At 60.6% G+C, this 20,879-nt stretch carries 20 protein-coding genes; 9 read left to right on the forward strand and 11 right to left on the reverse strand.

The features are described 5' to 3' along the window. Positions 1–45: 45 nt before the first annotated feature. The 6 genes from SJY21_RS14075 to SJY21_RS14100 all read left to right on the forward strand — a co-directional run bounded on the left by SJY21_RS14075 (position 46) and on the right by SJY21_RS14100 (position 6,215). Entirely contained in the window at positions 46–450 is a 405-nt protein-coding gene (locus tag SJY21_RS14075) for a cytidine deaminase (protein WP_377511984.1), read from the forward strand. Further along, entirely contained in the window at positions 450–1,751 is a 1,302-nt protein-coding gene (locus SJY21_RS14080) for a thymidine phosphorylase (RefSeq protein ID WP_377511987.1), read from the forward strand. The genes SJY21_RS14075 and SJY21_RS14080 overlap by 1 nt, the downstream gene beginning before the upstream one ends. Continuing rightward, positions 1,751–2,962: a phosphopentomutase gene (locus tag SJY21_RS14085; RefSeq protein WP_377511990.1), complete on the forward strand. Its 1,212-nt coding sequence runs from the start codon at positions 1,751–1,753 to the stop codon at positions 2,960–2,962. The genes SJY21_RS14080 and SJY21_RS14085 overlap by 1 nt, the downstream gene beginning before the upstream one ends. Next, the gene (locus SJY21_RS14090) at positions 2,959–3,945 is read left to right on the forward strand and encodes an adenosine deaminase (protein ID WP_377511993.1); all 987 of its coding nucleotides are present in this window, start codon (positions 2,959–2,961) and stop codon (positions 3,943–3,945) included. The genes SJY21_RS14085 and SJY21_RS14090 overlap by 4 nt, the downstream gene beginning before the upstream one ends. Further along, entirely contained in the window at positions 3,942–4,574 is a 633-nt protein-coding gene (gene upp / locus SJY21_RS14095; RefSeq protein WP_377511996.1) for a uracil phosphoribosyltransferase, read from the forward strand. Before SJY21_RS14090 ends, upp begins: the two co-directional genes overlap by 4 nt. Positions 4,575–4,661: 87 nt before the next feature. Further along, positions 4,662–6,215 carry an SPOR domain-containing protein gene (locus SJY21_RS14100; RefSeq protein WP_377511999.1) on the forward strand — a complete coding sequence of 518 codons (1,554 nt, stop codon included), beginning with the start codon at positions 4,662–4,664 and terminating at the stop codon, positions 6,213–6,215. A 48-nt stretch (positions 6,216–6,263) separates the two neighbouring features. Here the strand turns inward: SJY21_RS14100 and SJY21_RS14105 are convergent, their stop codons facing one another. Together SJY21_RS14105 and SJY21_RS14110 are read right to left on the reverse strand one after the other, a co-directional pair. Beyond that, on the reverse strand, positions 6,264–7,280 hold the full coding sequence (locus tag SJY21_RS14105) for a hypothetical protein (RefSeq protein WP_377512002.1): 1,017 nt from the start codon (positions 7,278–7,280) through the stop codon (positions 6,264–6,266). A 70-nt stretch (positions 7,281–7,350) separates the two neighbouring features. Next, entirely contained in the window at positions 7,351–8,970 is a 1,620-nt protein-coding gene (locus SJY21_RS14110) for an AMP-binding protein (RefSeq protein ID WP_377512005.1), read from the reverse strand. A 156-nt stretch (positions 8,971–9,126) separates the two neighbouring features. Between SJY21_RS14110 and SJY21_RS14115 the strand changes: the two genes are divergently transcribed. From SJY21_RS14115 to SJY21_RS14125, 3 genes are all read left to right on the forward strand, one after another. Further along, positions 9,127–10,032, forward strand: coding sequence for a DMT family transporter (locus SJY21_RS14115; protein WP_377512008.1), 906 nt, complete (start codon positions 9,127–9,129; stop codon positions 10,030–10,032). After that, positions 10,029–10,682, forward strand: a complete 654-nt coding sequence (locus tag SJY21_RS14120) for a sulfotransferase family 2 domain-containing protein (protein ID WP_377512011.1) — start codon at positions 10,029–10,031, stop codon at positions 10,680–10,682. The genes SJY21_RS14115 and SJY21_RS14120 overlap by 4 nt, the downstream gene beginning before the upstream one ends. Positions 10,683–10,854: 172 nt before the next feature. Further along, positions 10,855–11,514, forward strand: coding sequence for a Hint domain-containing protein (locus SJY21_RS14125; protein ID WP_377512014.1), 660 nt, complete (start codon positions 10,855–10,857; stop codon positions 11,512–11,514). A gap of 156 nt (positions 11,515–11,670) precedes the next feature. Here the strand turns inward: SJY21_RS14125 and SJY21_RS14130 are convergent, their stop codons facing one another. The 9 genes from SJY21_RS14130 to SJY21_RS14170 form a co-directional block, all read right to left on the reverse strand. Further along, positions 11,671–13,866 (reverse strand): 3-hydroxyacyl-CoA dehydrogenase NAD-binding domain-containing protein, encoded by a 2,196-nt coding sequence (locus SJY21_RS14130; protein ID WP_377512017.1) that lies wholly within the window; start codon positions 13,864–13,866, stop codon positions 11,671–11,673. A gap of 70 nt (positions 13,867–13,936) precedes the next feature. Then, complete coding sequence (locus tag SJY21_RS14135; protein WP_377512020.1) at positions 13,937–14,497, reverse strand: hypothetical protein; 561 nt, start codon at positions 14,495–14,497, stop codon at positions 13,937–13,939. After that, positions 14,497–15,708 (reverse strand): acetyl-CoA C-acetyltransferase, encoded by a 1,212-nt coding sequence (locus tag SJY21_RS14140; RefSeq protein ID WP_377512023.1) that lies wholly within the window; start codon positions 15,706–15,708, stop codon positions 14,497–14,499. The genes SJY21_RS14135 and SJY21_RS14140 overlap by 1 nt, the downstream gene beginning before the upstream one ends. 12 nt (positions 15,709–15,720) lie before the next feature. Then, positions 15,721–16,353: a glutathione S-transferase family protein gene (locus SJY21_RS14145; RefSeq protein WP_377512026.1), complete on the reverse strand. Its 633-nt coding sequence runs from the start codon at positions 16,351–16,353 to the stop codon at positions 15,721–15,723. Between the two features lie 238 nt (positions 16,354–16,591). Continuing rightward, a complete protein-coding gene (locus SJY21_RS14150) occupies positions 16,592–16,804 on the reverse strand; it encodes a hypothetical protein (protein WP_377512029.1) in 213 nt (70 codons plus the stop codon). A 37-nt stretch (positions 16,805–16,841) separates the two neighbouring features. Then, a complete protein-coding gene (locus SJY21_RS14155) occupies positions 16,842–18,620 on the reverse strand; it encodes an acyl-CoA dehydrogenase C-terminal domain-containing protein (protein ID WP_377512032.1) in 1,779 nt (592 codons plus the stop codon). 23 nt (positions 18,621–18,643) lie between these two features. Continuing rightward, positions 18,644–19,042 (reverse strand): MerR family DNA-binding transcriptional regulator, encoded by a 399-nt coding sequence (locus tag SJY21_RS14160; RefSeq protein ID WP_377512035.1) that lies wholly within the window; start codon positions 19,040–19,042, stop codon positions 18,644–18,646. Between the two features lie 227 nt (positions 19,043–19,269). Continuing rightward, the gene (locus tag SJY21_RS14165; protein WP_377512038.1) at positions 19,270–19,638 is read right to left on the reverse strand and encodes a MerR family DNA-binding transcriptional regulator; all 369 of its coding nucleotides are present in this window, start codon (positions 19,636–19,638) and stop codon (positions 19,270–19,272) included. A 63-nt stretch (positions 19,639–19,701) separates the two neighbouring features. After that, on the reverse strand, positions 19,702–20,847 hold the full coding sequence (locus tag SJY21_RS14170; protein WP_377512041.1) for a putative manganese transporter: 1,146 nt from the start codon (positions 20,845–20,847) through the stop codon (positions 19,702–19,704). Between the last annotated feature and the right edge of the window lie 32 nt (positions 20,848–20,879).

Consider the following 20,879-nt stretch of genomic DNA (forward strand, 5'->3'; position numbering starts at 1 on the left):
ATCCCGCCTGCCCAGACCACAGAGTCGGGCGCAAGGAGACCCGCCATGAGCAGAACACAAGACTTGATAGATGCCGCCGCAGCGGTGCGCGAACACGCCCACGCCCCCTATTCGGGGTTCAAGGTGGGGGCGGCGGTGCTGTCCACCGGCGGCACGATCCATCGCGGCTGCAACGTGGAAAACGCAGCCTACCCCGAAGGCACCTGCGCCGAGGCGGGCGCGATTGCCGCGATGATCGCCGCCGGTGATGACGCCATTGCCGAAGTGGCCGTGATCGCCGACAGCCCGCTGCCGGTCAGCCCTTGTGGCGGTTGCCGTCAGAAACTGGCGGAATTCAGCGCGCCCGACATTGTCGTGACGCTGGCCACCACGGACGGCAAGGTGTTGCACACGACAGTGGGCGAACTGCTACCCGGTGTCTTTTCGCAGGATTACATGGAGCGCAGCTGATGGATGCCCGCGCGATCATCGCCAAGGTGCGCCGCAAGCAGACACCGGACGCGGATGAAATCAAGTGGTTCGCAAGTGGCCTTGCCAGTGGCGCAGTCAGTGATGCGCAGGCCGGTGCCTTTGCCATGGCCGTCTGCCTGAACGGGCTGGGCGAGGCGGGCCGCGTGGCCCTGACCCAAGGGATGCGCGACAGTGGTGATGTGTTGTCATGGGATCTGGACGGACCTGTCGTGGACAAGCATTCCAGTGGCGGGGTGGGGGATTGCACCTCGCTGATCCTTGCGCCTGCGTTGGCCGCTTGCGGCGTCTTTGTGCCGATGATTTCGGGCCGTGGCCTTGGGCATACGGGCGGGACGTTGGACAAACTGGAATCCATTCCCGGCTATGACACCAACATCACCGATGCGCAGCTCAAACAGATCACCCGCAAAGTGGGCTGCTGCATTATCGGCGCAACCGGGTCGATCGCCCCGGCGGACAAGCGCCTCTACGGTGTGCGCGATGTGACGGCGACGGTCGAAAGCATTGATCTGATCACCGCGTCGATCCTGTCGAAAAAGCTGGCGGCAGGATTGGAAGCGCTGGTGCTGGATGTCAAAGTGGGCAGTGGCGCGTTCATGAAAACACCCGATGATGCGCGTGCGCTGGCCAAATCGCTGGTCGGCACGGCAAACGGTGCGGGCTGTGCCACGGCGGCCTTTATTACCGACATGGACCAGCCGCTTGCGCCGACCCTTGGCAATGCGCTCGAGGTTGGCACCTGCATGGAAGTGCTGGCGGGAAACCGGCTTGCGGCGCCGCGCTTGCATGATCTGACCGTGGCGCTGGGGGGGCGGCTGCTGGCGCTGGTCGGTCACGACGAAGGCGAGGCCGAGGAGATGATCAGCGACGCGATATCATCGGGTCGCGCGATGGAACATTTCGCCGCCATGACCGCAGCACTGGGTGGCCCGCCCGACATGGCTGACGACTGGCACACGCACCTGCCAAAAGCCCCCGTCATAGGCGAGGTTCCAGCCCCCGAAAGTGGCCACATCAACGCGATCAACGGCGAGGCGCTGGGCTTGGCCGTGGTCGATATGGGCGGCGGGCGGCGCGTTGAAACCGACAGAATTGATCCGGCGGTTGGCCTGTCCGAGGTCGTCATGCTGGGCACCAAAGTGACCCGCGGCGACCCGCTTGCCGTGATCCACGCCGTCGATGAAGACAGCGCCGAGGCCGCAGCCCGCGCCGTGCTGGCGGCAATCACCATCGGTGATGCACCTGACCTGCCCGATCTGATCCGCGAAAGGATAGACTGATGCCGCGTGCTTTTTTGGTTGTGATCGACAGTGTCGGCATTGGCGGTGCACCAGATGCGGACCAGTTTTTCAACGGTGATGTGCCTGATACGGGGGCCAATACGCTGGGCCATATCGCGCGCGAATGCGCGGCGGGGCGGGCCGATCTGGGGCGCTCTGGGCCGCTGCACGTGCCGACCTTGGACGCGCTTGGCCTTGGGGCCGTGGCGAAACTCGCAAGCGGTGCGGCGGCCGCCGGATTGGACACCACACCGACCGGCGCTTTTGCCGCCGCGACCGAAGTGTCACGCGGCAAGGACACCCCCTCGGGCCATTGGGAAATCGCTGGCGTTCCGGTGCCGTGGGAATGGCATACCTTTCCCGATACCGACCCCTGTTTTCCCGACGATCTGGTCGTGCAGGTCTGTCAGGTGGCGGGCACGGGAGGCATCCATGGCAACCGCCATGCGTCCGGCACGGTGATCTTGGACGACGAAGGGGCGCGCCACATGAAAACCGGCTGGCCGATTTGCTATACTTCGGCGGATTCCGTGTTCCAGATCGCCGCGCACGAAGAAACATTCGGCCTTGATCGCCTGCTGGACCTGTGCCGCGCACTTGCCCCCACACTGCACGCCATGAAGATCGGCCGCGTGATTGCGCGCCCCTTTGTCGGGGACGCCGCAAGCGGATTTATCCGCACACCACACCGCCGTGATTTCGCGATTGCGCCGCCCGCGCCGACCCTGTGCGACTGGGTGTGTGACGCAGGCCACAAGGTCCATGCCGTTGGAAAGATTGGTGATATCTTTTCGATGCAGGGGATTGATGATGTGGTCAAGGGCAAGGACCATGACCTGATGGGCCATCTGAATGCACTGGTCGACAGTGCCGAGGACAGGTCGCTGACGTTTGCGAACTTTGTCGAGTTTGACAGCGAATATGGCCACCGCCGCGACCCTGCCGGATATGCCCGTCACCTTGAATGGTTTGATGGGGAACTGGCGAAAATCCTGCCACGCCTGCGCCCCGATGACCTGCTGATCGTGACGGCGGATCACGGCAATGATCCCACCTGGGTCGGCACCGACCACACCCGCGAAAGGGTTCCGGTGCTGGTGCATGGGGCAGGGCAAAAAGACTTGGGTCAGGTAGGGTTTGTTGATATCGCCGCCAGTGTCGCCGCCCATCTGGGCGTGCCGTCCCACGGCCCCGGAAGGAGTTTCCTGTGACCTACAAAACCATGCCCAAGGTCGAATTGCACCTTCACCTTGAAGGGGCTGCGCCACCTGCTTTCATCGCCGGATTGGCGAAAGAAAAGAACATCGATATCAGCGCGATTTTCGACGAGAATGGGGGCTATGCCTACCGCGATTTCGATCATTTCCTCAGCGTTTACGAAGCCGCCTGCACAACCCTCACCGGCCCAGAAGAATTCTACCGGTTGACCAAGGCCGTTCTGGAAGAAAGCGCCAGCCACGGCGTTGTCTATTCCGAAACTTTCCTGTCGCCCGATTTCTGCGGCGGGGGCGATGTGGCCGCGTGGCGCGACTATCTGGCAGCGATGGAAACTGCCGCCACCGAAGCTGAACGCGAGATGGGCATCACCCTGCGCGGGATTATCACCTGCATTCGCCACTTTGGCCCCGAACAGGCGAAAACGGCCGCCAGATGCGCGGCGGAAACCAAGGGTGATTTCATCACCGGTTTCGGTATGGCAGGCGCGGAAATGGTCGGGCGTCCGGGCGATTATGCCTACAGTTTTGACATGGCGCGCGAAGCCGGATTGCAGCTGACTTGCCATGCAGGCGAATGGGGCGGGCCCGATATGGTGGCTGACACGCTTCGCGACTTGCGAGTCGAACGCATCGGCCACGGGATCAACGCCGTCCAGGACGCGAAACTGGTCGACCTGATTGTCGACACGGGCGTCACCCTCGAAGTCTGTCCGGGGTCGAATGTGTTTTTGCAAGCGTCAGGCGGTTGGGCCGACCACCCGATCAAGCCTTTGCGCGACGCGGGCGTCAAAGTTACGGTATCAACCGACGACCCGCCGTTTTTCAACACCACAATGACCGACGAATTTGACAATCTGGCCAGGACATTCGGCTGGGACGAAACCGACTTTCGCGCGTTGAATGAAAACGCGCTTGCGGCGGCTTTCTGCGATGATGATACCCGCGCCACAATCGCCAAAAAACTGGAGGCCGTATGACCGAACACCTGACCCATGTCACCCACCCGCTGGTGCAGCACAAACTGAGCCTGATGCGCGACAAGACCACATCCACGGCCGTTTTTCGCCAGCTTCTGCGCGAGATTTCGCAGCTTCTGGCCTACGAAGTCACGCGCGATCTACCATTGACCACGCGCCCGATCGAAACGCCGATGGAGCCGATGGACGCACCGGTGCTGGATGGCAAGAAGCTGGCGCTGGTGTCGATCCTGCGGGCGGGAAACGGGCTGCTGGACGGGGTTCTGGAACTGGTTCCTTCGGCCCGTGTCGGTTTTGTCGGGCTTTACCGCGACGAAGAGACCCTGAAGCCCGTGCAGTATTATTGCAAACTGCCCGAAGCACTTGAGGATCGCCTTGTGATCGCCGTTGATCCGATGTTGGCGACAGGGAATTCATCTGTCGCGGCGATGGATTTGTTGAAAGCGGCGGGCGCGACGAACATCCGGTTCCTGTGTCTGTTGGCCGCGCCCGAGGGAATCGCTCGCATGAAAGAGGCCCACCCAGATATCCCCATCGTCACAGCGGCTGTGGATAAGTCTCTCAATGACCATGGATATATTGTGCCAGGGCTAGGGGATGCGGGTGATCGGATGTTTGGCACAAAATAGCGGCCCGAATTAGCGCTCATTTGGCGTCAATGGCTTTACTTGCTAGCGATTGTTCGCCATTCTCGCCCTATATCTTGTGGGGGCAATATGAAGACGCGTGTAATTTTGTCAGCGACAATCGTTGCAATGGGGTTGGGTGGCGCCGCGATGGCGCAGGCATTGCGCAACGCCGATGGGCCTGCCGAAACGCCCCCTGCGTCTTTTTCCGCCAACCAGTATGTCGATAGCCGCGGCTGCGTGTATATTCGCGCAGGGATTTCCGGAAATGTGACGTGGGTGCCGCGAGTGAACCGGTCACGCCGACAGCTTTGCGGATTTGAACCTTCGCTTGGTGGATCAACACGTGTCGCCGCGGCGACGCCTGATCCGGCGCCTGCACCTGCACCTGCGCCAGCGACACCCGCACCAACACCAGTAGCGGCCCCGGCGCCACAGCCCGCACCCGTTGCCCCGCCAACGACAGCGCGCGCGCCTGCGCCCGTTGCGCCGCAGCCTGTGACGCCTACGCCGCGCGTGGTGACAGCACCCGAACCGGCGCAACAAGCACAGACGCGCACGATGACCCGCACGCAGTTTTGCGACGGACGCAGTGGCCCCCAGCCCGGTTTCATCAGCAGTCGCACAGGTCAGACGATCGTTTGTGGTGCGCCCGCTGTCACGCAAGTGGCCGCCGTCGCCCCCCAAGTACAGCGCCCTGCGCCCACAACCGCCAGCACCCGCACACGCCTGAGCCGCGCAGAAGCCTGCGCCGACAGTGCTGCAACGGGCCGCCGCTACCAAAGCACCCTGACGGGCCGGTTGCTGCAATGCGGCCCGCAATCGGGCGGCGTTGTCACTGCAAGCATGACCGGGGCCATGGGCGCCGGACCTGCCATGGCAATGTCCGGCAGCACAGCCGTCAACCGCGCAACCGCATGCGCGGACATGCGCACCACTGGGCGGCGCTATGTCAGCACGACCACAGGTTTGCCACCAGACTGTGGCGCGCAGGGCGGTCTGATGGCCGCGATTTTTGGCGGACCACGGGCAACCGTATCGACGCGCGGCGCGATGCAACCTGAAACGCTGACATACGGACGCACACTGCGCACAACCACAGCGCCACGGACCTGCACCAGCACAGGCATGACCGGCGGTACCGGCTATGGGGTGGGCTGCCAATCCGGCCCCGATCTGGTGACACGCGCGGCGCGGGTTTTTGGCGGCCCTGCGCCCTATTCCAACCCTGAATTCACAGGCGCATGGTCGGCCGCACGCACACCGACCCCGCCTGCAGGTTATACCAGCGTCTGGGACGATGGCCGCCTGAACAGCCAGCGCGGCTTGCCCGACGGCAACGCCCAAGCGGTGCAACCGGCCACAGCACCTGCCGCGCGCGTTTCGACGCGGTCGGTGCAGCAGCCTGCCGCAACCGCGGACCGGTTCGTGCAGGTCGCGACCTATGCCTCGCGCGCTGATGCGCAGCGTGTGGCCCAAGGCTTGCGCGCCCGCGGACTGCCCATGCGCATTGGTGTCTATACGCGCGGCGGAACCGAATACCGGATTGTCATGGCGGGGCCGTTCAATTCGGCATCGGCCTTGCAACGTGCCCTAAGCACCGTGCGCGGGGCGGGTTATAGCGGTGCAAGCACCCGCAACTGATTTCTCCCGAGGAAAGGCCCTGCAGACGATCGCGGGGTCTTTTCTTGTCTAGCTGCAAATCCCTTGCAAGCTGATCCATTCGCCATCATTCAGGATTGCCGGGGCATCCAGACCCTGCATAGGATCCGCCTCGATCAGGCCAAGGGTTGTTTCTCCTGTTGGATCAACTGCAAAAGCAAAGGGCGTGGACGGGATTTGCGCGGCCTCGAACAGCGGCAACAGAGCGTCATCGGGCGGGCGCTGCGGCGGTGCTGCGATCAGCACCTCGGCGTAGTCGCGCAGGGTCTCCGAGTCCAGATCGCCCGTTGTCAGCAGTTGGAATGTCGCGCGCAAGCCGGCCTCGTGCAGCAGGCGCGCAAGCGGGTCTTGCACGCGCAATCCGGCAGCGGCGGCAATGGCATGGCCTGCCACGGTGGCCGGGTCTTCGGTGTCTTCGATCAGGGCACGGTTCATCACGATGATCCCGCCGGGCAGGTAAAGTGCGCGTTGCACGCCGCTTGGCACGACGACAATCTGCCCGCCCGCATCGCGGCCCAGCGCACGCACCCTAAGCTGGTTCAACGCCTGCGCCCCCAGCGGGCTGCGACAGGTTGGGCCAGTAACCCGCTGGATATGACCCAACAAAGTTCCGCCGATTTCCGAGCGTTTCACCGCAGGCACCACAGAAACGGTTTGCCGGATTAAAGCATCGGGCAGCCAGAACACGGCCAACGCCGCGACGGCCGCAACTGACAACCCCAGCCCCAAGTATCGCAACCGTTTGGGTTTGGGGCGCTGTTTTTCGACCGTTTTACGCACCTTTTCGATCGCGGCGATCATCGTATCGTCTTCGATCTCAAGGGTTTCGGTCGCGTCTGGGTCGGGGCTGAAGATTGCCGGGCGTTTGCCCACGTTCAACCGCTCAACCGCCGGAAGCGACCAATGCGCCAGCGCGCGCCCGGCGCTATCGCTGATCACCACCGTTGCATCGCCAAACGACACGACAACGTCACGGCGCTGGGCGTTGGCGTCTGCGCGCCACAACCCGCCGCTTTCCAGCCGTGCGTATTCTTTCAGTGCCGTCATGGGGCTGCTCTGCCGCCTTTGTTTTGCGGTATCTTAGGGCAGGTCCTTGCGAAATGACAGTGACTTTGCGCTAGCGCAGCTGTTTGCGTAACTCGAACTTCTGGATTTTCCCGGTCGACGTTTTCGGCAGTTCTTGGAACACCACCTTTTTGGGGCATTTGAACCCTGCAAGGCGTTCACGGGTGAAGGCGATCAAGGTGGCTTCGTCAACGCTGTGGCCGGTTTTCAGTTCGACAAAGGCACATGGCACTTCGCCCCACTTGTCATCGGCCATGGCCACTACGGCGCACAGGTTCACATCCGGGTGGTGCATCAGCGCGCCCTCGACCTCGACGCTGCTGATGTTTTCGCCACCTGATATGATGATGTCCTTGGCGCGGTCGGCGATTTGCATATGGCCATCGGGGTGTTGAATGGCCAGATCCTCGGAGTGGAAATAGCCGCCCTTGAAGGCTTTGGCCGTGGCCTCGGGGTTCTTCAGATAGCCCTTCATCACCGCATTGCCGCGCATCACGATCTCGCCCTGCGTTTTGCCATCCATCAGGACTTGCGCACCGTTTTCATCCACGACGGTCACGTGCTCCATCATCGGAAAGGCAACCCCTTGGCGCGCCTGAATGGCGGCTTGTTGATCATGGGGCAGCGCATCCCATTCGTCGTTCCACAGGCATTCGGTGACATGGCCGTAGGTTTCGGTCAGCCCGTACACTTGCGTCACATGGAACCCCAGCTTGCTGATCGCGGCGAGGGTGGCAGAGGCGGGTGGTGCGCCGGCGGTAAAGACCTCGACGGTGTGATCAAAGGTGCGGCGCTCGGTGTCCTTGGCGTTGACCAGCAGGTTCAGCACGATGGGTGCACCGCCGAAATGCGTGACGCCTTCATCAGCGATGGCGTCATAGATCGCGCCTGCGGTCACATCGCGACAGCAGATCGCCGTGCCGCCGATGACGGGCAGCATCCATGTGTGGTTCCAGCCGTTGCAATGAAACAGCGGCACGATGGTCAGGTAACGCGGATGCAGCACCATGCGCCATGAAATCGGCGTGCCCATGGTCATCAGATAGGCACCGCGATGGTGATAAACCACGCCCTTGGGCCGCCCCGTGGTGCCAGAGGTATAGTTGAGCGCAAGGCTTTCCCATTCGTCCGCGGGCATGATCCATGCAAAATCGGGATCGCCGGTTTCAAGGAATGTCTCGTAATCCATCTGTTCGCCGATTTCCGGCACGCCTGCCTCGGCGTCCGGCACTTCGATCACCAGCGGAGCAGGGCCCTCCATCAGGTCAACCGCGGCCATGGTCAGGGGCAGGAACTGGCTGTCGGCCAGCACGACCTTGGCGCCGCCGTGATCGAAAATATAGGCAACCGTGTCGGCATCCAGCCGGATATTGATCGTGTTCAGCACAGCCCCGCAGGCGGGCACACCAAACGCCGCCTCGCATTGCGCGGGGATATTGGGCAGCAGGGTCGCCACCACATCACCGGGTGCAACACCGGCCTTTTGCAGCGCCGATGCCAGCCGCGATACACGCGCATGATACTGCGCATAGGTGCGCCGCGTCGTGCCATAGACCAACGCCTCGTGGCCCCCGAAAACCCGCGCGGCCCGTTGCAGGTGGCTGAGGGGGGTCAGCGGCACATGGTTGGCAGCGCATTTATCAAGGCCGGTCTCGTCCTGCATCCATCCCATCGCGCACCCCTTTCTGCGGAATCATTTCCCTGGACTTTAGCGCAGGTTTTCCGCTCTGGGAAAGCAATTGTCAGACATTTAAGGCGCGCCAGATGTCGCCTTTGGCATTGCAACTGGCCGCGCCGCTGGTGAAAGTCGGCGCACAAGGGGGGGCGTATGGGGCAAACCGAACCACTCAAGGCGACGGTGTTCATCATCATCGGGATGCTGACACTGGGGCTGTCGGACAATTACGTGCGGATGATTTCCGCCGATGCGGGCCTGTGGCAGTTCCACGCAACCCGCGCGGCGATGACCCTGCCGATGATCGTGGTGGCGGCCTTTCTGGGGCTGGGGGCCTTGCGTCCGAACCGCCCGCTGGCCGTGCTGGGCCGCAGTATCCTGATCGCCTTGTCGATGCTGATCTATTTCGGCTGCCTTGCCTTCCTGCCCATCGGCGTCGTCGTTGCCGGACTGTTCACTGCGCCGATTTTCGTGCTGCTGATTTCGGTCGCGTTTCGCGGTGAACGGATTGGTGCCGTGCGCTGGCTGGCAGTGGTTGTTGGGTTTGCAGGGGCCTTGCTGGTGATCCAGCCCGCCGAAGGATCGCTGACAGCCCTGTCATTTGTGCCGATCATCGCCGGTGTTCTTTATGCTTGCGGGGCGGTCGCCACACGGTCGTGGTGCGAGGGCGAGGGGACAGCTGCACTTGTGCTGGGGTTCTTTGGTGTCTTGGGCATTTTCGGCCTGTTGGGCTTGGCGGCGCTGGCGATCTGGCCACAAGTCGTCCCACTGGGCCATGACGGGTTCATTGCGCGCGGGGCCGTCCCTTTCACCCCGGATTTCCTGTTCTGGACAGCGGTGCAGGCCGTGGGTGCAATCATCGGCATCGGTTGCCTGACCAAAGCCTACCAGATCGGCGAGGCGAGCTTTGTCGCGATCAACGAATATTCGTTGATCGTGTTCGCATCGGTTTGGGCCTATATTATCTGGGGCGAAACGCTGGGCGGTTTGGCGATGATGGGCATTGTGCTGATCGTCGCATCGGGCGCGGTGATAACCCTGCGGGCGCGGCGCGCATGATTATCTCGCGCGGGCGCCGCTATATCTTTGTGCATATTCCGAAAACCGGCGGGACGGCGATGGCGCTGGCCCTCGAAGAACGCGCCATGGCCGATGATATCCTGATCGGTGACACGCCCAAGGCCAAGCGGCGCAAGGGACGCCTGAAAGGCGTGCACACGGGGGGGCGACTGTGGAAACATTCGACGCTCGCGGATGTCGAAGGGCTGGTTACACGGGCCGAGATGGCTGATTTTGTGACTTTCACGCTGGTGCGCAACCCATGGGACCGCGCCGTCAGCTATTATCATTGGTTGCAGGATCAGACGTTTGACCATCCCGCCGTGACATTGGCGCAAGCGCTGTCTTTCGCTGAATTCATCGCCCATGACCATACCCGATCCAGCCTGCGCGCCGCGCCCTACAGCGCCTATATGCGCGATGGCGGTGGGCAGGAACATTGCACGCATTACGTGCGTCTTGAGCATTTGGCCGACCTTGCCCCGATTGAGGACCACCTGGGGTTCAAGATTGATATGCCACGCGTGAACACGTCGAGCCGGCGTGCCGACTGGCACAGCTATTATGACGCCACCACACGGGGAATCGTCGCGGATGCCTGCGCCGAAGATATTGCCCGCTTTGACTATTCCTTTGACGATTCGGCCTGATTGTTTCGCATTTTAGGCAAATGCCGATCAAATCCGCTGATTTCGCGTTAACCATGATCCAATGCCCCAAACTTGCCGCTTTGTCGGCCAATGACGGTCGCGGGAATCACTCCAACTGGTTTCAACAAAACGAAACGGTCGCTGCCGGACCGGACAACAAAGGATGGGAAAAATGCTTGCTTGGAACAAAGATACCTGGGGACGCGCCGCTGCACACAACACACTGCGTGATGTGACGACCGGCATTATTGCTGGCACGAAAGTGGCAACTGAAATGGGTTGGCGCGCGGTCGAGGCCGTGGCCGAGGGCGACAAGGTGCTGACATTCGATGGCGGGCTGCAAACCGTGATTTCCGTGCGCCGCGACCTGATCAGCGCTGATCCCAACGTCACACCCATGGGCCACTGGCCACTGGACGTGCCCGCCGGTGCCCTTGGCAACCGCGAGGCGATGCGCCTGCTGCCCAATCAAAGCATTCTGGTGGAAAGCGACACCGCCGAGGACGTGCTGGGCGATCCCTTTGCCCTGATCCCCGCCGCCAGTCTTGACGGGTTCCGCGGCATTTCCCGCCCACTGCCCGGTGGCGAAATCGAGATCGTGCACCTGGAATTCGCGCAGGACGAAATCGTCTTTGCCAATCTTGGTGCGCTGTTTTTGTGCAAGCGGTCCACGTCGATCCTGAGCGACATGCTGAACGAAGCCACCGAAAGCCCCTATCAGACCCTCAGCGCGGAGGAGGCTGATGTTCTTGTGGGTTTTCTGGAGGTTGAGGACGAGGGGCGCCGCGCGCCAACCCGTTCTGCCGCACGGATGATGGTTGTGGCGGCCTAACCGAAATCAGGGATCCGCGCCCGCGGGCCTTTCCCCAGATTGGGCCATGGGCAAGGATAGGTTGCCCCCGATCAGCGATGGTCGGGGGCAATTCTTTGTTGTGTTGGGCCAAATCCTTGCAAAGGATTTGCGGTCAGACTTTCGATGAAAGTCTGGTTACGCCGCGCTTTTCTGCGTGCCAAAACGGCCATAGAACGTCTGGCCCTTTTGGGCCATTTCGCGCAGCAGATCGGGCGTTGTGAACCGCTTACCATGGGCCGTTGTCAATTCATCACAACGGTCCGCCGCATAGGGCGCGCCCAGCATGTCAAGCCAGCTGAACGGACCACCCGACCACGGCGCAAAGCCCCAGCCAAGGATCGCGCCCACATCGCCTTCGCGGATGTCTTCCAGCACGCCTTCTTCCAGCGCACGTACCGCTTCCAACACCTGCGCGAACAACAGGCGGTGCTGCACTTCGGTCAGGTCTGGCTGGTCGGCTGATTGCGGATACTTGGCCGCCAAACCGTCCCACAAATCGCCGCGCTTACCCTTGTCGTCATAGGCGTAAAAACCGGCGTTGGCCTTGCGCCCCAAACGCCCCTCATCGGCCATCCAGAACAGTACTTCGTCGACTTCATCGTTCGGGTAATCCGCGCCCATCGCCGCCTTGGTCGCCTTGGCGATCTTGACGCCCAGATCAATGCTGGTTTCGTCCGTCAGTTGCAGCGGCCCCAACGGCATACCCACCAGCTTCGCGGCGTTTTCGATCAAGACGGGGTTCACACCCTCGCGCACCATGCGGATACCTTCGTTGATGTAGGGGATGATGCAGCGGTTGGCGTAAAAGAACCGCTCGTCATTCACGACAATCGGCGTCTTGCGGATCTGGCGCACGAAATCGAGCGCCTTGGCCACGGCCACATCGCCGGTTTCTTGACCCTTGATGATCTCGACCAGCATCATCTTGTCGACGGGCGAAAAGAAGTGGATGCCGATGAACTGATCGGGGCGCTTGCTGGCCTTGGCCAGTTCCGTAATCGGCAAGGTCGAGGTGTTGGAGGCAAAGATGCAGTCCTTGCCGACGATTTCCTCAACCTTTTTTGTGACGTCTGCCTTGATCTTAAAGTCCTCAAACACCGCTTCGACGATCAGATCACAATCCTTGAGAGCCGCATAATCGGTCGTGGCCATGATGCGGGCCAATGCAGCGTCTTTCTGTTCAGCCGTGGCTTTCTTGCGTGAAATCCCCTTGTCGTAATAGTCAGACGTATAGGATTTGCCCTTGTCCGCTGCGTCTTGCTTTTGATCCAGCAAGACAACTTCGATACCTGCCTTGGCGGACACCAGCGCAATGCCAGCACCCATCATGCCCGCGCCCAAGACGCCAACTTTCTTGACGGTTTGGTCGGCGACATCGGGGCGGTTGGCACCTTTTTCAAGGGCTTCCTTGTTGATGAACAGGCTGCGGATCATCGCCTCGCTGCTGGGGTTCATCAGCACATTGGTGAACCAGCGCGCCTCGATCTTCAGGGCGGTGTCAAACGGCACCAACGCCCCTTCGTAAACGGCCGAAAGCAGCGCCTTGGCCGCTGGATAAACGCCCATTGTGTTGCCATTGACCATCGCAGATGCGCCGACAAATGTCATGAAACCGGCAGGGTGATAAGGTGCGCCGCCGGGCATCTTGTAACCCTTTTCATCCCACGGCTTAACGATTTTGGGCTCTGACAAAACCCACGCCTTGGCCGCGGCCAACAGCTCATCAGGTGCGACGACTTCGTCAATCACACCTGCTTGCATCGCCTTTTTCGGATCGTTCAATTTGCCCTGCAACAACAGCGGGCTGGCCGCCATCGCGCCCATCTTGCGCACAAGGCGGGTGGTGCCGCCCATGCCGGGGAAAATGCCAACCATGATTTCCGGCAGGCCGATCTTGGCCTTGGGATTGTCAGCAGCGAAAATGCGGTGGCACGCCAGCGGGATTTCAAGACCGATCCCCAGCGCCGTGCCGGGCAGGGCGGCGGCAATCGGTTTGCCACCCTTGTTGGTCTTGGGGTCCATGCCAGCGCGTTCGATCTTGCGCAGGATGCCGTGGGATTTCATCAAGCCGTCCATCAGCCCCTTGGCCGGATCGTCGCCCGCGCTTTGCTTCATCTTGGCAATGATGTTCAGGTCCATGCCGCCGGCAAAGGTGTCTTTGCCGGATGTGATGACCACGCCTTTGACGGCATCATCCGCAAGGGCCTGATCCACCAGCGTATCCAGATCATCCCAACCCTCAAGGCTGAGCACGTTCATGCTCTTGCCTTTGACGTCCCAAGTGATAATCGCGACGCCGTCAGCGTCAGTTTTCATTGTGAAATCGGTCATTTGTCTCTCGCTTTCATTTCCAGAACACGGGTCGGTACCGGTTCGATTTGTTCCGTTGCGGCGGGTTCGGTCAGCGCAACTCCACCCAATTCGTTTGGTCAAGCGACTTGGCGACGCTTTCCAATTCGTACCCACTGAACTGAAGTAGTTCGTAACAAGGCGAGGCGCCGCCCTTTGCCCCGATTTCGTAGCAGGACGCACCGTGACGGCCGACCATTAGTGCCGGGCGACCCTGATATTCGGTCTGGCGCGCACCCCGGATGCAAAGACTAGAGGCCCGTTGCGTTACCCCGTCGGTGCCTTCAACCCAGATTGTAGCCTGTGTTCCGCAGTTGCCACACCAGATTTCACCCGCTTCATCGCATGAGCAAGGTGTCCCCACCAGCTGTCCGGTGAAGCCGTTCCCGACGTTAATCAGCACGACCGTGAAGCCATCATTCTCGTCGGGAAAGACACCCTGCCAGAGTAATGACATCTGCTGGACGTGTTCGGGGTTTCCCGAACAGCTTGCTGCGAATCTCTCAAATTCCAGCTGAACAGGAGAGTCTTCAGGGGCTATTGAGGGCATCTCGGCGTTTGCACCACCTGTGGACAACGCCAGCGCCAAGCCTATCAACAGCTGCCTGAACATCAGACCCGCTCGATAATAGTTGCTGCGCCCATGCCGGACGCGATGCATAGGGTGGCCAGACCGACTTCTTTGTCGCTGCGTTCCAGCTCGTCCAGCAAGGTGCCGATGATGATCGCGCCGGTCGCGCCAAGCGGGTGCCCCATCGCAATCGCGCCGCCGTTGACGTTCACCAGCGAGGGGTCAACTTCAAACGCCTGCATGAAGCGCAGCACAACAGATGCAAAGGCCTCGTTCACCTCAAACAGATCAATGTCGCCAATCGCCATGCCCGCATCGGCCAGAATCTTGTGCGTGACAGGCACAGGCCCGGTCAGCATGATCGTCGGATCGGTGCCAATCTTGGCCGTCTGGCGAATGCGCGCGCGCGGCTTGATGCCATGCTTGTCGCCCCATTCTTTCGAGGCCACGAGAACACCCGCGGCGCCATCGACGATCCCCGATGAATTGCCCGCGTGGTGGATGTGGTTGATATGCGCCAGATGCGGGTATTTCATCATCGCGATCTTGTCGAAACCGGGCATCACTTCGCCCATCTCCTTGAACGCAGGTTTCAGCCCGCCCAGGCTTTGCATGTCGGTGCCGGGGCGCATGTATTCGTCGTGGCCAAGGATTTCGAGGCCGTTCTGATCACGCACAGGCACGATCGATTTGGCAAAGCGGTTGTCATCCCATGCGGCCTTAGCGCGCTTTTGGGATTCCATCGCCAGTTGGTCGGCATCGTCACGGCTGAACCCGTATTCGGTAGCGATGATGTCAGCGGAAATGCCTTGGGGAACGAAATAGGTTTCCATCGCAATCGACGGATCCACAGCAATCGCCGCCCCGTCACTGCCCATGGCCACGCGACCCATCATTTCAACGCCACCGGCGATATAGGCCTCGCCCGCGCCGCCCCTGACCTGATTGGCGGCCAAGTTCACAGCCTCCATGCCGGATGCACAAAAGCGGTTGATCGCAAGACCCGGAATGCGTTGATCAAGGTTGGAGGCAAGCACCGCCGTGCGCGCCAGACAGCCGCCCTGTTCACCCACTTGGGTCACATTGCCCCAGATCACATCCTCAACAGCGTGACCTTCAAGGTTGTTACGCGCTTTCAGGGCGTTCAACACGCCGGCAGACAGGCGCGCAGATGTCACTTCGTGCAGGCTGCCGTCTTTGCGGCCCTTGCCGCGCGGCGTGCGCACGGCGTCATAGATATAAGCTTCGGTCATGGATTCCTCCAGTTAAGCGCGGTCAGCAGGGCTGCCGGGCATCAGGTCATAGGGAAGGGCGAAATGGGGCTGGGCCGCGATCTGGTCCAGCCAGCGATCGATATGCGGGTAATCGGCGCGGTCAAATGTGAACGGCTCGGGGTAGAACAGATACCCGCAGCAGGCCAGATCGGCGATTGTCATCTCGTCTCCGGCCAGCCAGTCATGATCCGCCAGATGCGTTTCCATGATTTTCAGGGCGCCATGCAGACGAGCCGATAGAAAGGCGATGACATCGGCGTTGCGTTTGGCTTCGGGCAGGAAATTCATCTGGAACCGCAGCTGACCGGCCACACCGCTGACCTTGTGATTGTCAAAGAACATCCAGCGCAGCACCTCGCGGCGTTCAGCAGCTGATTTGCCACCCAGCTTGCCGGTCTTGGAACTGATGTAATCCTGCATGACACCCGACTGCGTCAGGATCAGATCACCATCCTCCATCACCGGCACTTCACCCATGACATTCAACGCGCGAAACGGCTCGCCGCGCGTCTCGCCGTTGAAGAAATCAACGTAAACCGGCACCCATTCGCTTTCGGACAGGGCCAGCGTCAGGGCGGCCTTGTAGGCGTTTCCGCTTTCGCCAAAGCAATGCAGCTTGATCATGTCGTGACCCCCTCCCAAGGGTGCGCCCGCGGAGTGCGCAGGAATTTGGATATTTGTGGCAAGATGAAGGTTGCTGTGGTGTTCTTAAACCAACGTTAACTCTGTTTTGCCAATCTTGTCGTGCGGTACAGGCTGGGAAGCCGATGGCCGTGCAAGGTGAGGTTGCTGTGCGACCTGACTGGGCAAGATGGGTATCAATCTCATCTTGCCCAAAATATCCCCGCCGGAGGCATCCACCCTATCGTTTGCGCGCCTCCAGTTCCGAATTAAACACCCGCAACCGGTGCGAAAAGGTGTCGTCGTCAATCACAGAGTCAAAGTTTTCAAACAGGAACGACAGCGCCTCGCCCTCGTCCAGACCTGCCTCGCGCGAAAACCGTTTCAGGCGGCGGTAGCCGTCTTCGGTCATCGCAACCGGAAAACGGCGGGTCAGGCGCAGGCGCTTGGGCATCTTTTTCCTCCGTAGGGCGGGACGTGTCCCGCCAACCTTAAAAGTTCGCAGCCTCCAGGGCCATCACGGTGTCGGCACCGGTGTTGATGCGGGCCAGATGCAGCGCGGTCGCGGGCAGTTGGCGCGCCATGTAATACCGCCCCGTGGCGATTTTGGTTTCATAGAACGCCGTATCATCCGCGCCGCTGGCCAAAGCATCCATCGCCGCCTTGCCCATACGGGCCCACATCAAGCCAAGGCAGACATGACCCATCATGTGCATGAAGTCATAAGATCCGGCCAAAGCATTGTTGGGGTTTTTCATGCCGTTTTGCATGAAATACATTCCCGCCGCTTGCAGGTCTTTTGAAGCCGCTTTGAGCGGGTTGAGGAAGTCACGCTCGTATGCGTCGTCGCCCTTATTCTCGGCGATAAACGTCTTGATCATCTCGAAGAACGCCATGACGTGCTTGCCGCCGTCCTGTGCCAGCTTGCGCCCCACAAGGTCGAGTGCCTGCACACCGTTCGCGCCCTCGTAGATCATCGCGATCCGGGCATCGCGAGCGAACTGCGACATGCCCCATTCCTCGATATAGCCGTGCCCGCCATAGACCTGCTGCGCGGCAACGGCGTATTCAAAGCCTTTGTCGGTCTGGAAGCCCTTGATCACCGGTGTCATCAGCGAAATCAGCCCGTCCGCGTCTTCGTCACCGTTCTTGTGGGCACGATCAATCAGGTAGGCACCCCAGTATGTGAACGCGCGCGCGCCTTCGTTGAATGATTTCTGATCCATCAGGTTGCGGCGAATATCGGGGTGCACCATCAACGGATCGGCCGGGCCATCGGGGTTTTCCGCCCCGGTCACCGCGCGCCCTTGCAGGCGGTCGTTGGCATAGGCAACGGCGTTTTGATAGGCAACTTCGGATTGCGCATAGCCTTGCAGGCCAACGCCCAGACGCGCTTCGTTCATCATCGTGAACATGGCGCGCATGCCTTTGTGTTCGTCGCCGATCAAATAGCCGGTGGCCCCGTCATAGTTCATCACACAGGTCGAATTGCCGTGGATGCCCATCTTTTCCTCGATCTTGCCGACGCTGACACCGTTGCGATCACCCAGCGAACCGTCTTTGTTCACCAGAAACTTGGGCACGATAAACAGCGACACGCCCTTGATCCCTTCGGGGCCGCCGGGGATTTTCGCCAGCACGAGGTGGATGATATTGTCCGCCAAATCGTGATCGCCGGCCGAGATGAAGATCTTTTGGCCCGTCACCGCATATGACCCGTCGTCCTGCGGTTCCGCCTTGGTGCGCATCAGCCCCAGATCCGTGCCGCAATGCGGTTCGGTCAGGTTCATCGTACCGGTCCATTCGCACGAGATCATTTTGGGCAGATATGTCGCCTTTTGGTCGTCAGACCCGTGGAACTGGATCGCCGTGACCGCGCCGTGGGTCAGCCCCTGATACATGTTAAAGGCCATGTTGGCGGACACAAAAGGTTCCTGCGCCGCCGTGTGCATGACGTATGGCAAGCCTTGCCCGCCATAGTCCGGATCAAGGTCCATTGCCGTCCAGCCGCCGTCTTTCATTTGCGCAAAGGCTTCTTTGAAACCCTTTGGCGTGCGGACCACGCCGTTTTCCAGCACGCAGCCTTCGGTGTCGCCCACCACATTCAGCGGCGCGAGCACTTCGGACGCCACCTTGCCTGCTTCTTCCAGCACCGCACCGGTAAAGTCACGGTCCAGCTCGTCAAAGCCGGGGATGTCTTGTTGGGACACCTTCAACACATCGTGCAGGATGAATTGCATGTCTTTGGTGGGGGCTGTGTAGCTTGGCATGTGTCGTTTCTCCGAAAGGTTCGCTATGCGGCGTTTGATTTGGCCCCGAGTTTGGCAAGTTGCGCCTTGCCCCAGGACATCTGGCTTTTGAGTTCGCTGATCGCTTCGTCCAACTCGGCCTTTTGGGCTTCCATGTCGGCGAGGTGCTTTTCAGCCAACTCGTATGTCTTGGCCAGTTGCGTGGCCTGCTGGTCGCCCATGTCGTAAAGATCAAGCAACTGGCGGATTTCCTCGAGGCTGAAACCAAAGCGCTTGCCGCGCAGGATCAGTTTGAGGCGCGCGCGGTCGCGTTTCGTGAAAAGGCGCTTCTGGCCCTCGCGGATCGGGAACAGCAGTTCCTTGGATTCGTAGAATCGCAGGGTGCGCGGTGTTACATCATAGGCTTCGCACATCTCGCGGATGGTCATTGTCTGTTCGGTCATGTGGTTTCCTCTGGCAAAACGTTGTGCCAGTGAATTGCGGTGTTGCGGATCACCTTACAAGCAAAGCTGACGTAAACGTAAACGTAACGCGGCGTCACTTCCCGCGTTACGAAAGGTCAGGCAAGGTTTCGTCGGGTGACGCGCAATTTTCTAACGGGGAGGAACCGCAAATCGTTCCCCGCAACCCTTGTTTTCCTGGTAATTGGCCTTGCGAGTCGCCTGCACCGCTAACCGACAGTCGCCGCGGTTTCATCGCGCAGCGCTTGTAATTCGGTAATGGCTTCTTCGATCTGGTTTTGCTGTTCGGTCAGTTCGGCAAGCTGTTTGTCGGCCAGTTCCAGCCATGCGCGCATCTGCGCCTCGGTGCCTTCGTGCTCATAGATCAGCAGCCACTGGCGAATGTCTTCAAGCGCAAATCCAAACCGCCGTCCACGCAGGATCAGCGTCATACGCGCCATTTCGCGGGGGCCATAGAACCGTGCACGCCCTTCGCGATCCGGCGTTAAAAGTTCGATGTATTCGTAATACCGCAGGGTGCGCGGCGTCACGTCGAACTTGGCGCACATGTCCTTGAAGTTGAGGCGGGTCTCAGGCATCGCGGTCTCCCTCGGCGCAATTGTAAGCGGTGAGGGGCGTTGGGGCAACTGCGATTGCAGTCACTAATTCATGAAGCCGGGCGCCAGGAAATAAAACCCGTAAGCGACGATCAGGGCGGGCACTGCCGAATAAAGAGTGGCCCAGATGGCGGCCTTGGGGTTGAGCGCGATCGCGGGGAACAGGGCATCGCCATCGTTGGAAATCGCGTTGCCGATCAGCGCCGCAAAAGGGATCAGCCCGTTGATATAAAGTGTCGCCACCAGCACCTGTGGCCCGCATCCCGGCACAAAGCCGATCAGGACGGCAATCAACGGCAGCAATGGCGCGACTGAGCTGAACATCGCCTCAAGATCAAGGCCCGCATAGGCCGCTAGATAGTCATAGGCCAGATAGGCACTGATCACCCAGACCGAGATAAACGCCGTTTCTTCGGCCATGCGCGTAACGGGTGTGTCGCTGGCATTTGTCATGGCCGTCAGTTTCGATGTGGACCAGATGAACAGTCCGACGGCCGTGCCGACAAGGCCGACGACTTCCATCGACGGGCCAAAGACGGCGCGCACATCGACACCGCCTAATTGTGCCCCACCGATGATCAAACCGGGCAGGGCGATCAGCGCAAAGGCATAATCGCGCCGCCGCGTCGCGCCGATCCGCGGGGCGAGTTCGCAGTGTTTGGACGTATCTGCCGCCATGCTATCACCCGATACCGCATCGACGATCCAGCCGGACAAAACGCCAACGACAAACGACAGGGGCAACACCACAAGCGCGGCATCCGGGCGTGTTGCGATCAACAGGAATGCCGCATCGCCCATGGTTGCAGTGAGTGTTGCGACAACTGCGCCAAAACCGACATTGCCCGATGAATAGGCCGCAACCACGATAACGGCACCGCCACAACCGGGTGTGGAGCCCAACAGCGCAGCCAATGGCACCTGCCAGCCCTTTGCATTGCGCAGGGCGTTGCCGATATCGAACTTGAACGCCCGTTCAGCCCCGTAAAACAGGATCAATGTCGCCGCCACAAAGGCCGACACCTGCGTATAGGCATCAACCATCAGTTCACGTGTCAGCGCGCCAAGGCCACCGGGCATCAGTGCAAGCGCGAGAAACGCAAGCGCCACCAACAACCGGCGCGGGCGGAATTGCCCGAACGGAAAGCGGGTGCCAACATGGGGTTGGGTGATGTCTGTTGTAGCGTGCATGCCGGGCCTTTTGTAATTGAGAATTATTCTCA

The sequence above is a fragment of the Octadecabacter sp. R77987 genome (assembly GCF_042466115.1).
GTDB lineage: Bacteria > Pseudomonadota > Alphaproteobacteria > Rhodobacterales > Rhodobacteraceae > SW4.

Bases quoted from the DNA above. Each gene is read 5' to 3' on its own strand.
- SJY21_RS14075 (WP_377511984.1), top strand. From the start codon at position 46: ATGAGCAGAACACAAGACTTGATAGATGCCGCCGCAGCGGTGCGCGAA.
- SJY21_RS14080 (WP_377511987.1), top strand. From the start codon at position 450: ATGGATGCCCGCGCGATCATCGCCAAGGTGCGCCGCAAGCAGACACCG.
- SJY21_RS14085 (WP_377511990.1), top strand. From the start codon at position 1,751: ATGCCGCGTGCTTTTTTGGTTGTGATCGACAGTGTCGGCATTGGCGGT.
- upp (WP_377511996.1), top strand. From the start codon at position 3,942: ATGACCGAACACCTGACCCATGTCACCCACCCGCTGGTGCAGCACAAA.
- SJY21_RS14100 (WP_377511999.1), top strand. From the start codon at position 4,662: ATGAAGACGCGTGTAATTTTGTCAGCGACAATCGTTGCAATGGGGTTG.
- SJY21_RS14105 (WP_377512002.1), bottom strand. From the start codon at position 7,280: ATGACGGCACTGAAAGAATACGCACGGCTGGAAAGCGGCGGGTTGTGG.
- SJY21_RS14110 (WP_377512005.1), bottom strand. From the start codon at position 8,970: ATGGGATGGATGCAGGACGAGACCGGCCTTGATAAATGCGCTGCCAAC.
- SJY21_RS14115 (WP_377512008.1), top strand. From the start codon at position 9,127: ATGGGGCAAACCGAACCACTCAAGGCGACGGTGTTCATCATCATCGGG.
- SJY21_RS14120 (WP_377512011.1), top strand. From the start codon at position 10,029: ATGATTATCTCGCGCGGGCGCCGCTATATCTTTGTGCATATTCCGAAA.
- SJY21_RS14125 (WP_377512014.1), top strand. From the start codon at position 10,855: ATGCTTGCTTGGAACAAAGATACCTGGGGACGCGCCGCTGCACACAAC.
- SJY21_RS14130 (WP_377512017.1), bottom strand. From the start codon at position 13,866: ATGACCGATTTCACAATGAAAACTGACGCTGACGGCGTCGCGATTATC.
- SJY21_RS14135 (WP_377512020.1), bottom strand. From the start codon at position 14,497: ATGTTCAGGCAGCTGTTGATAGGCTTGGCGCTGGCGTTGTCCACAGGT.
- SJY21_RS14140 (WP_377512023.1), bottom strand. From the start codon at position 15,708: ATGACCGAAGCTTATATCTATGACGCCGTGCGCACGCCGCGCGGCAAG.
- SJY21_RS14145 (WP_377512026.1), bottom strand. From the start codon at position 16,353: ATGATCAAGCTGCATTGCTTTGGCGAAAGCGGAAACGCCTACAAGGCC.
- SJY21_RS14150 (WP_377512029.1), bottom strand. From the start codon at position 16,804: ATGCCCAAGCGCCTGCGCCTGACCCGCCGTTTTCCGGTTGCGATGACC.
- SJY21_RS14155 (WP_377512032.1), bottom strand. From the start codon at position 18,620: ATGCCAAGCTACACAGCCCCCACCAAAGACATGCAATTCATCCTGCAC.
- SJY21_RS14160 (WP_377512035.1), bottom strand. From the start codon at position 19,042: ATGACCGAACAGACAATGACCATCCGCGAGATGTGCGAAGCCTATGAT.
- SJY21_RS14165 (WP_377512038.1), bottom strand. From the start codon at position 19,638: ATGCCTGAGACCCGCCTCAACTTCAAGGACATGTGCGCCAAGTTCGAC.
- SJY21_RS14170 (WP_377512041.1), bottom strand. From the start codon at position 20,847: ATGCACGCTACAACAGACATCACCCAACCCCATGTTGGCACCCGCTTT.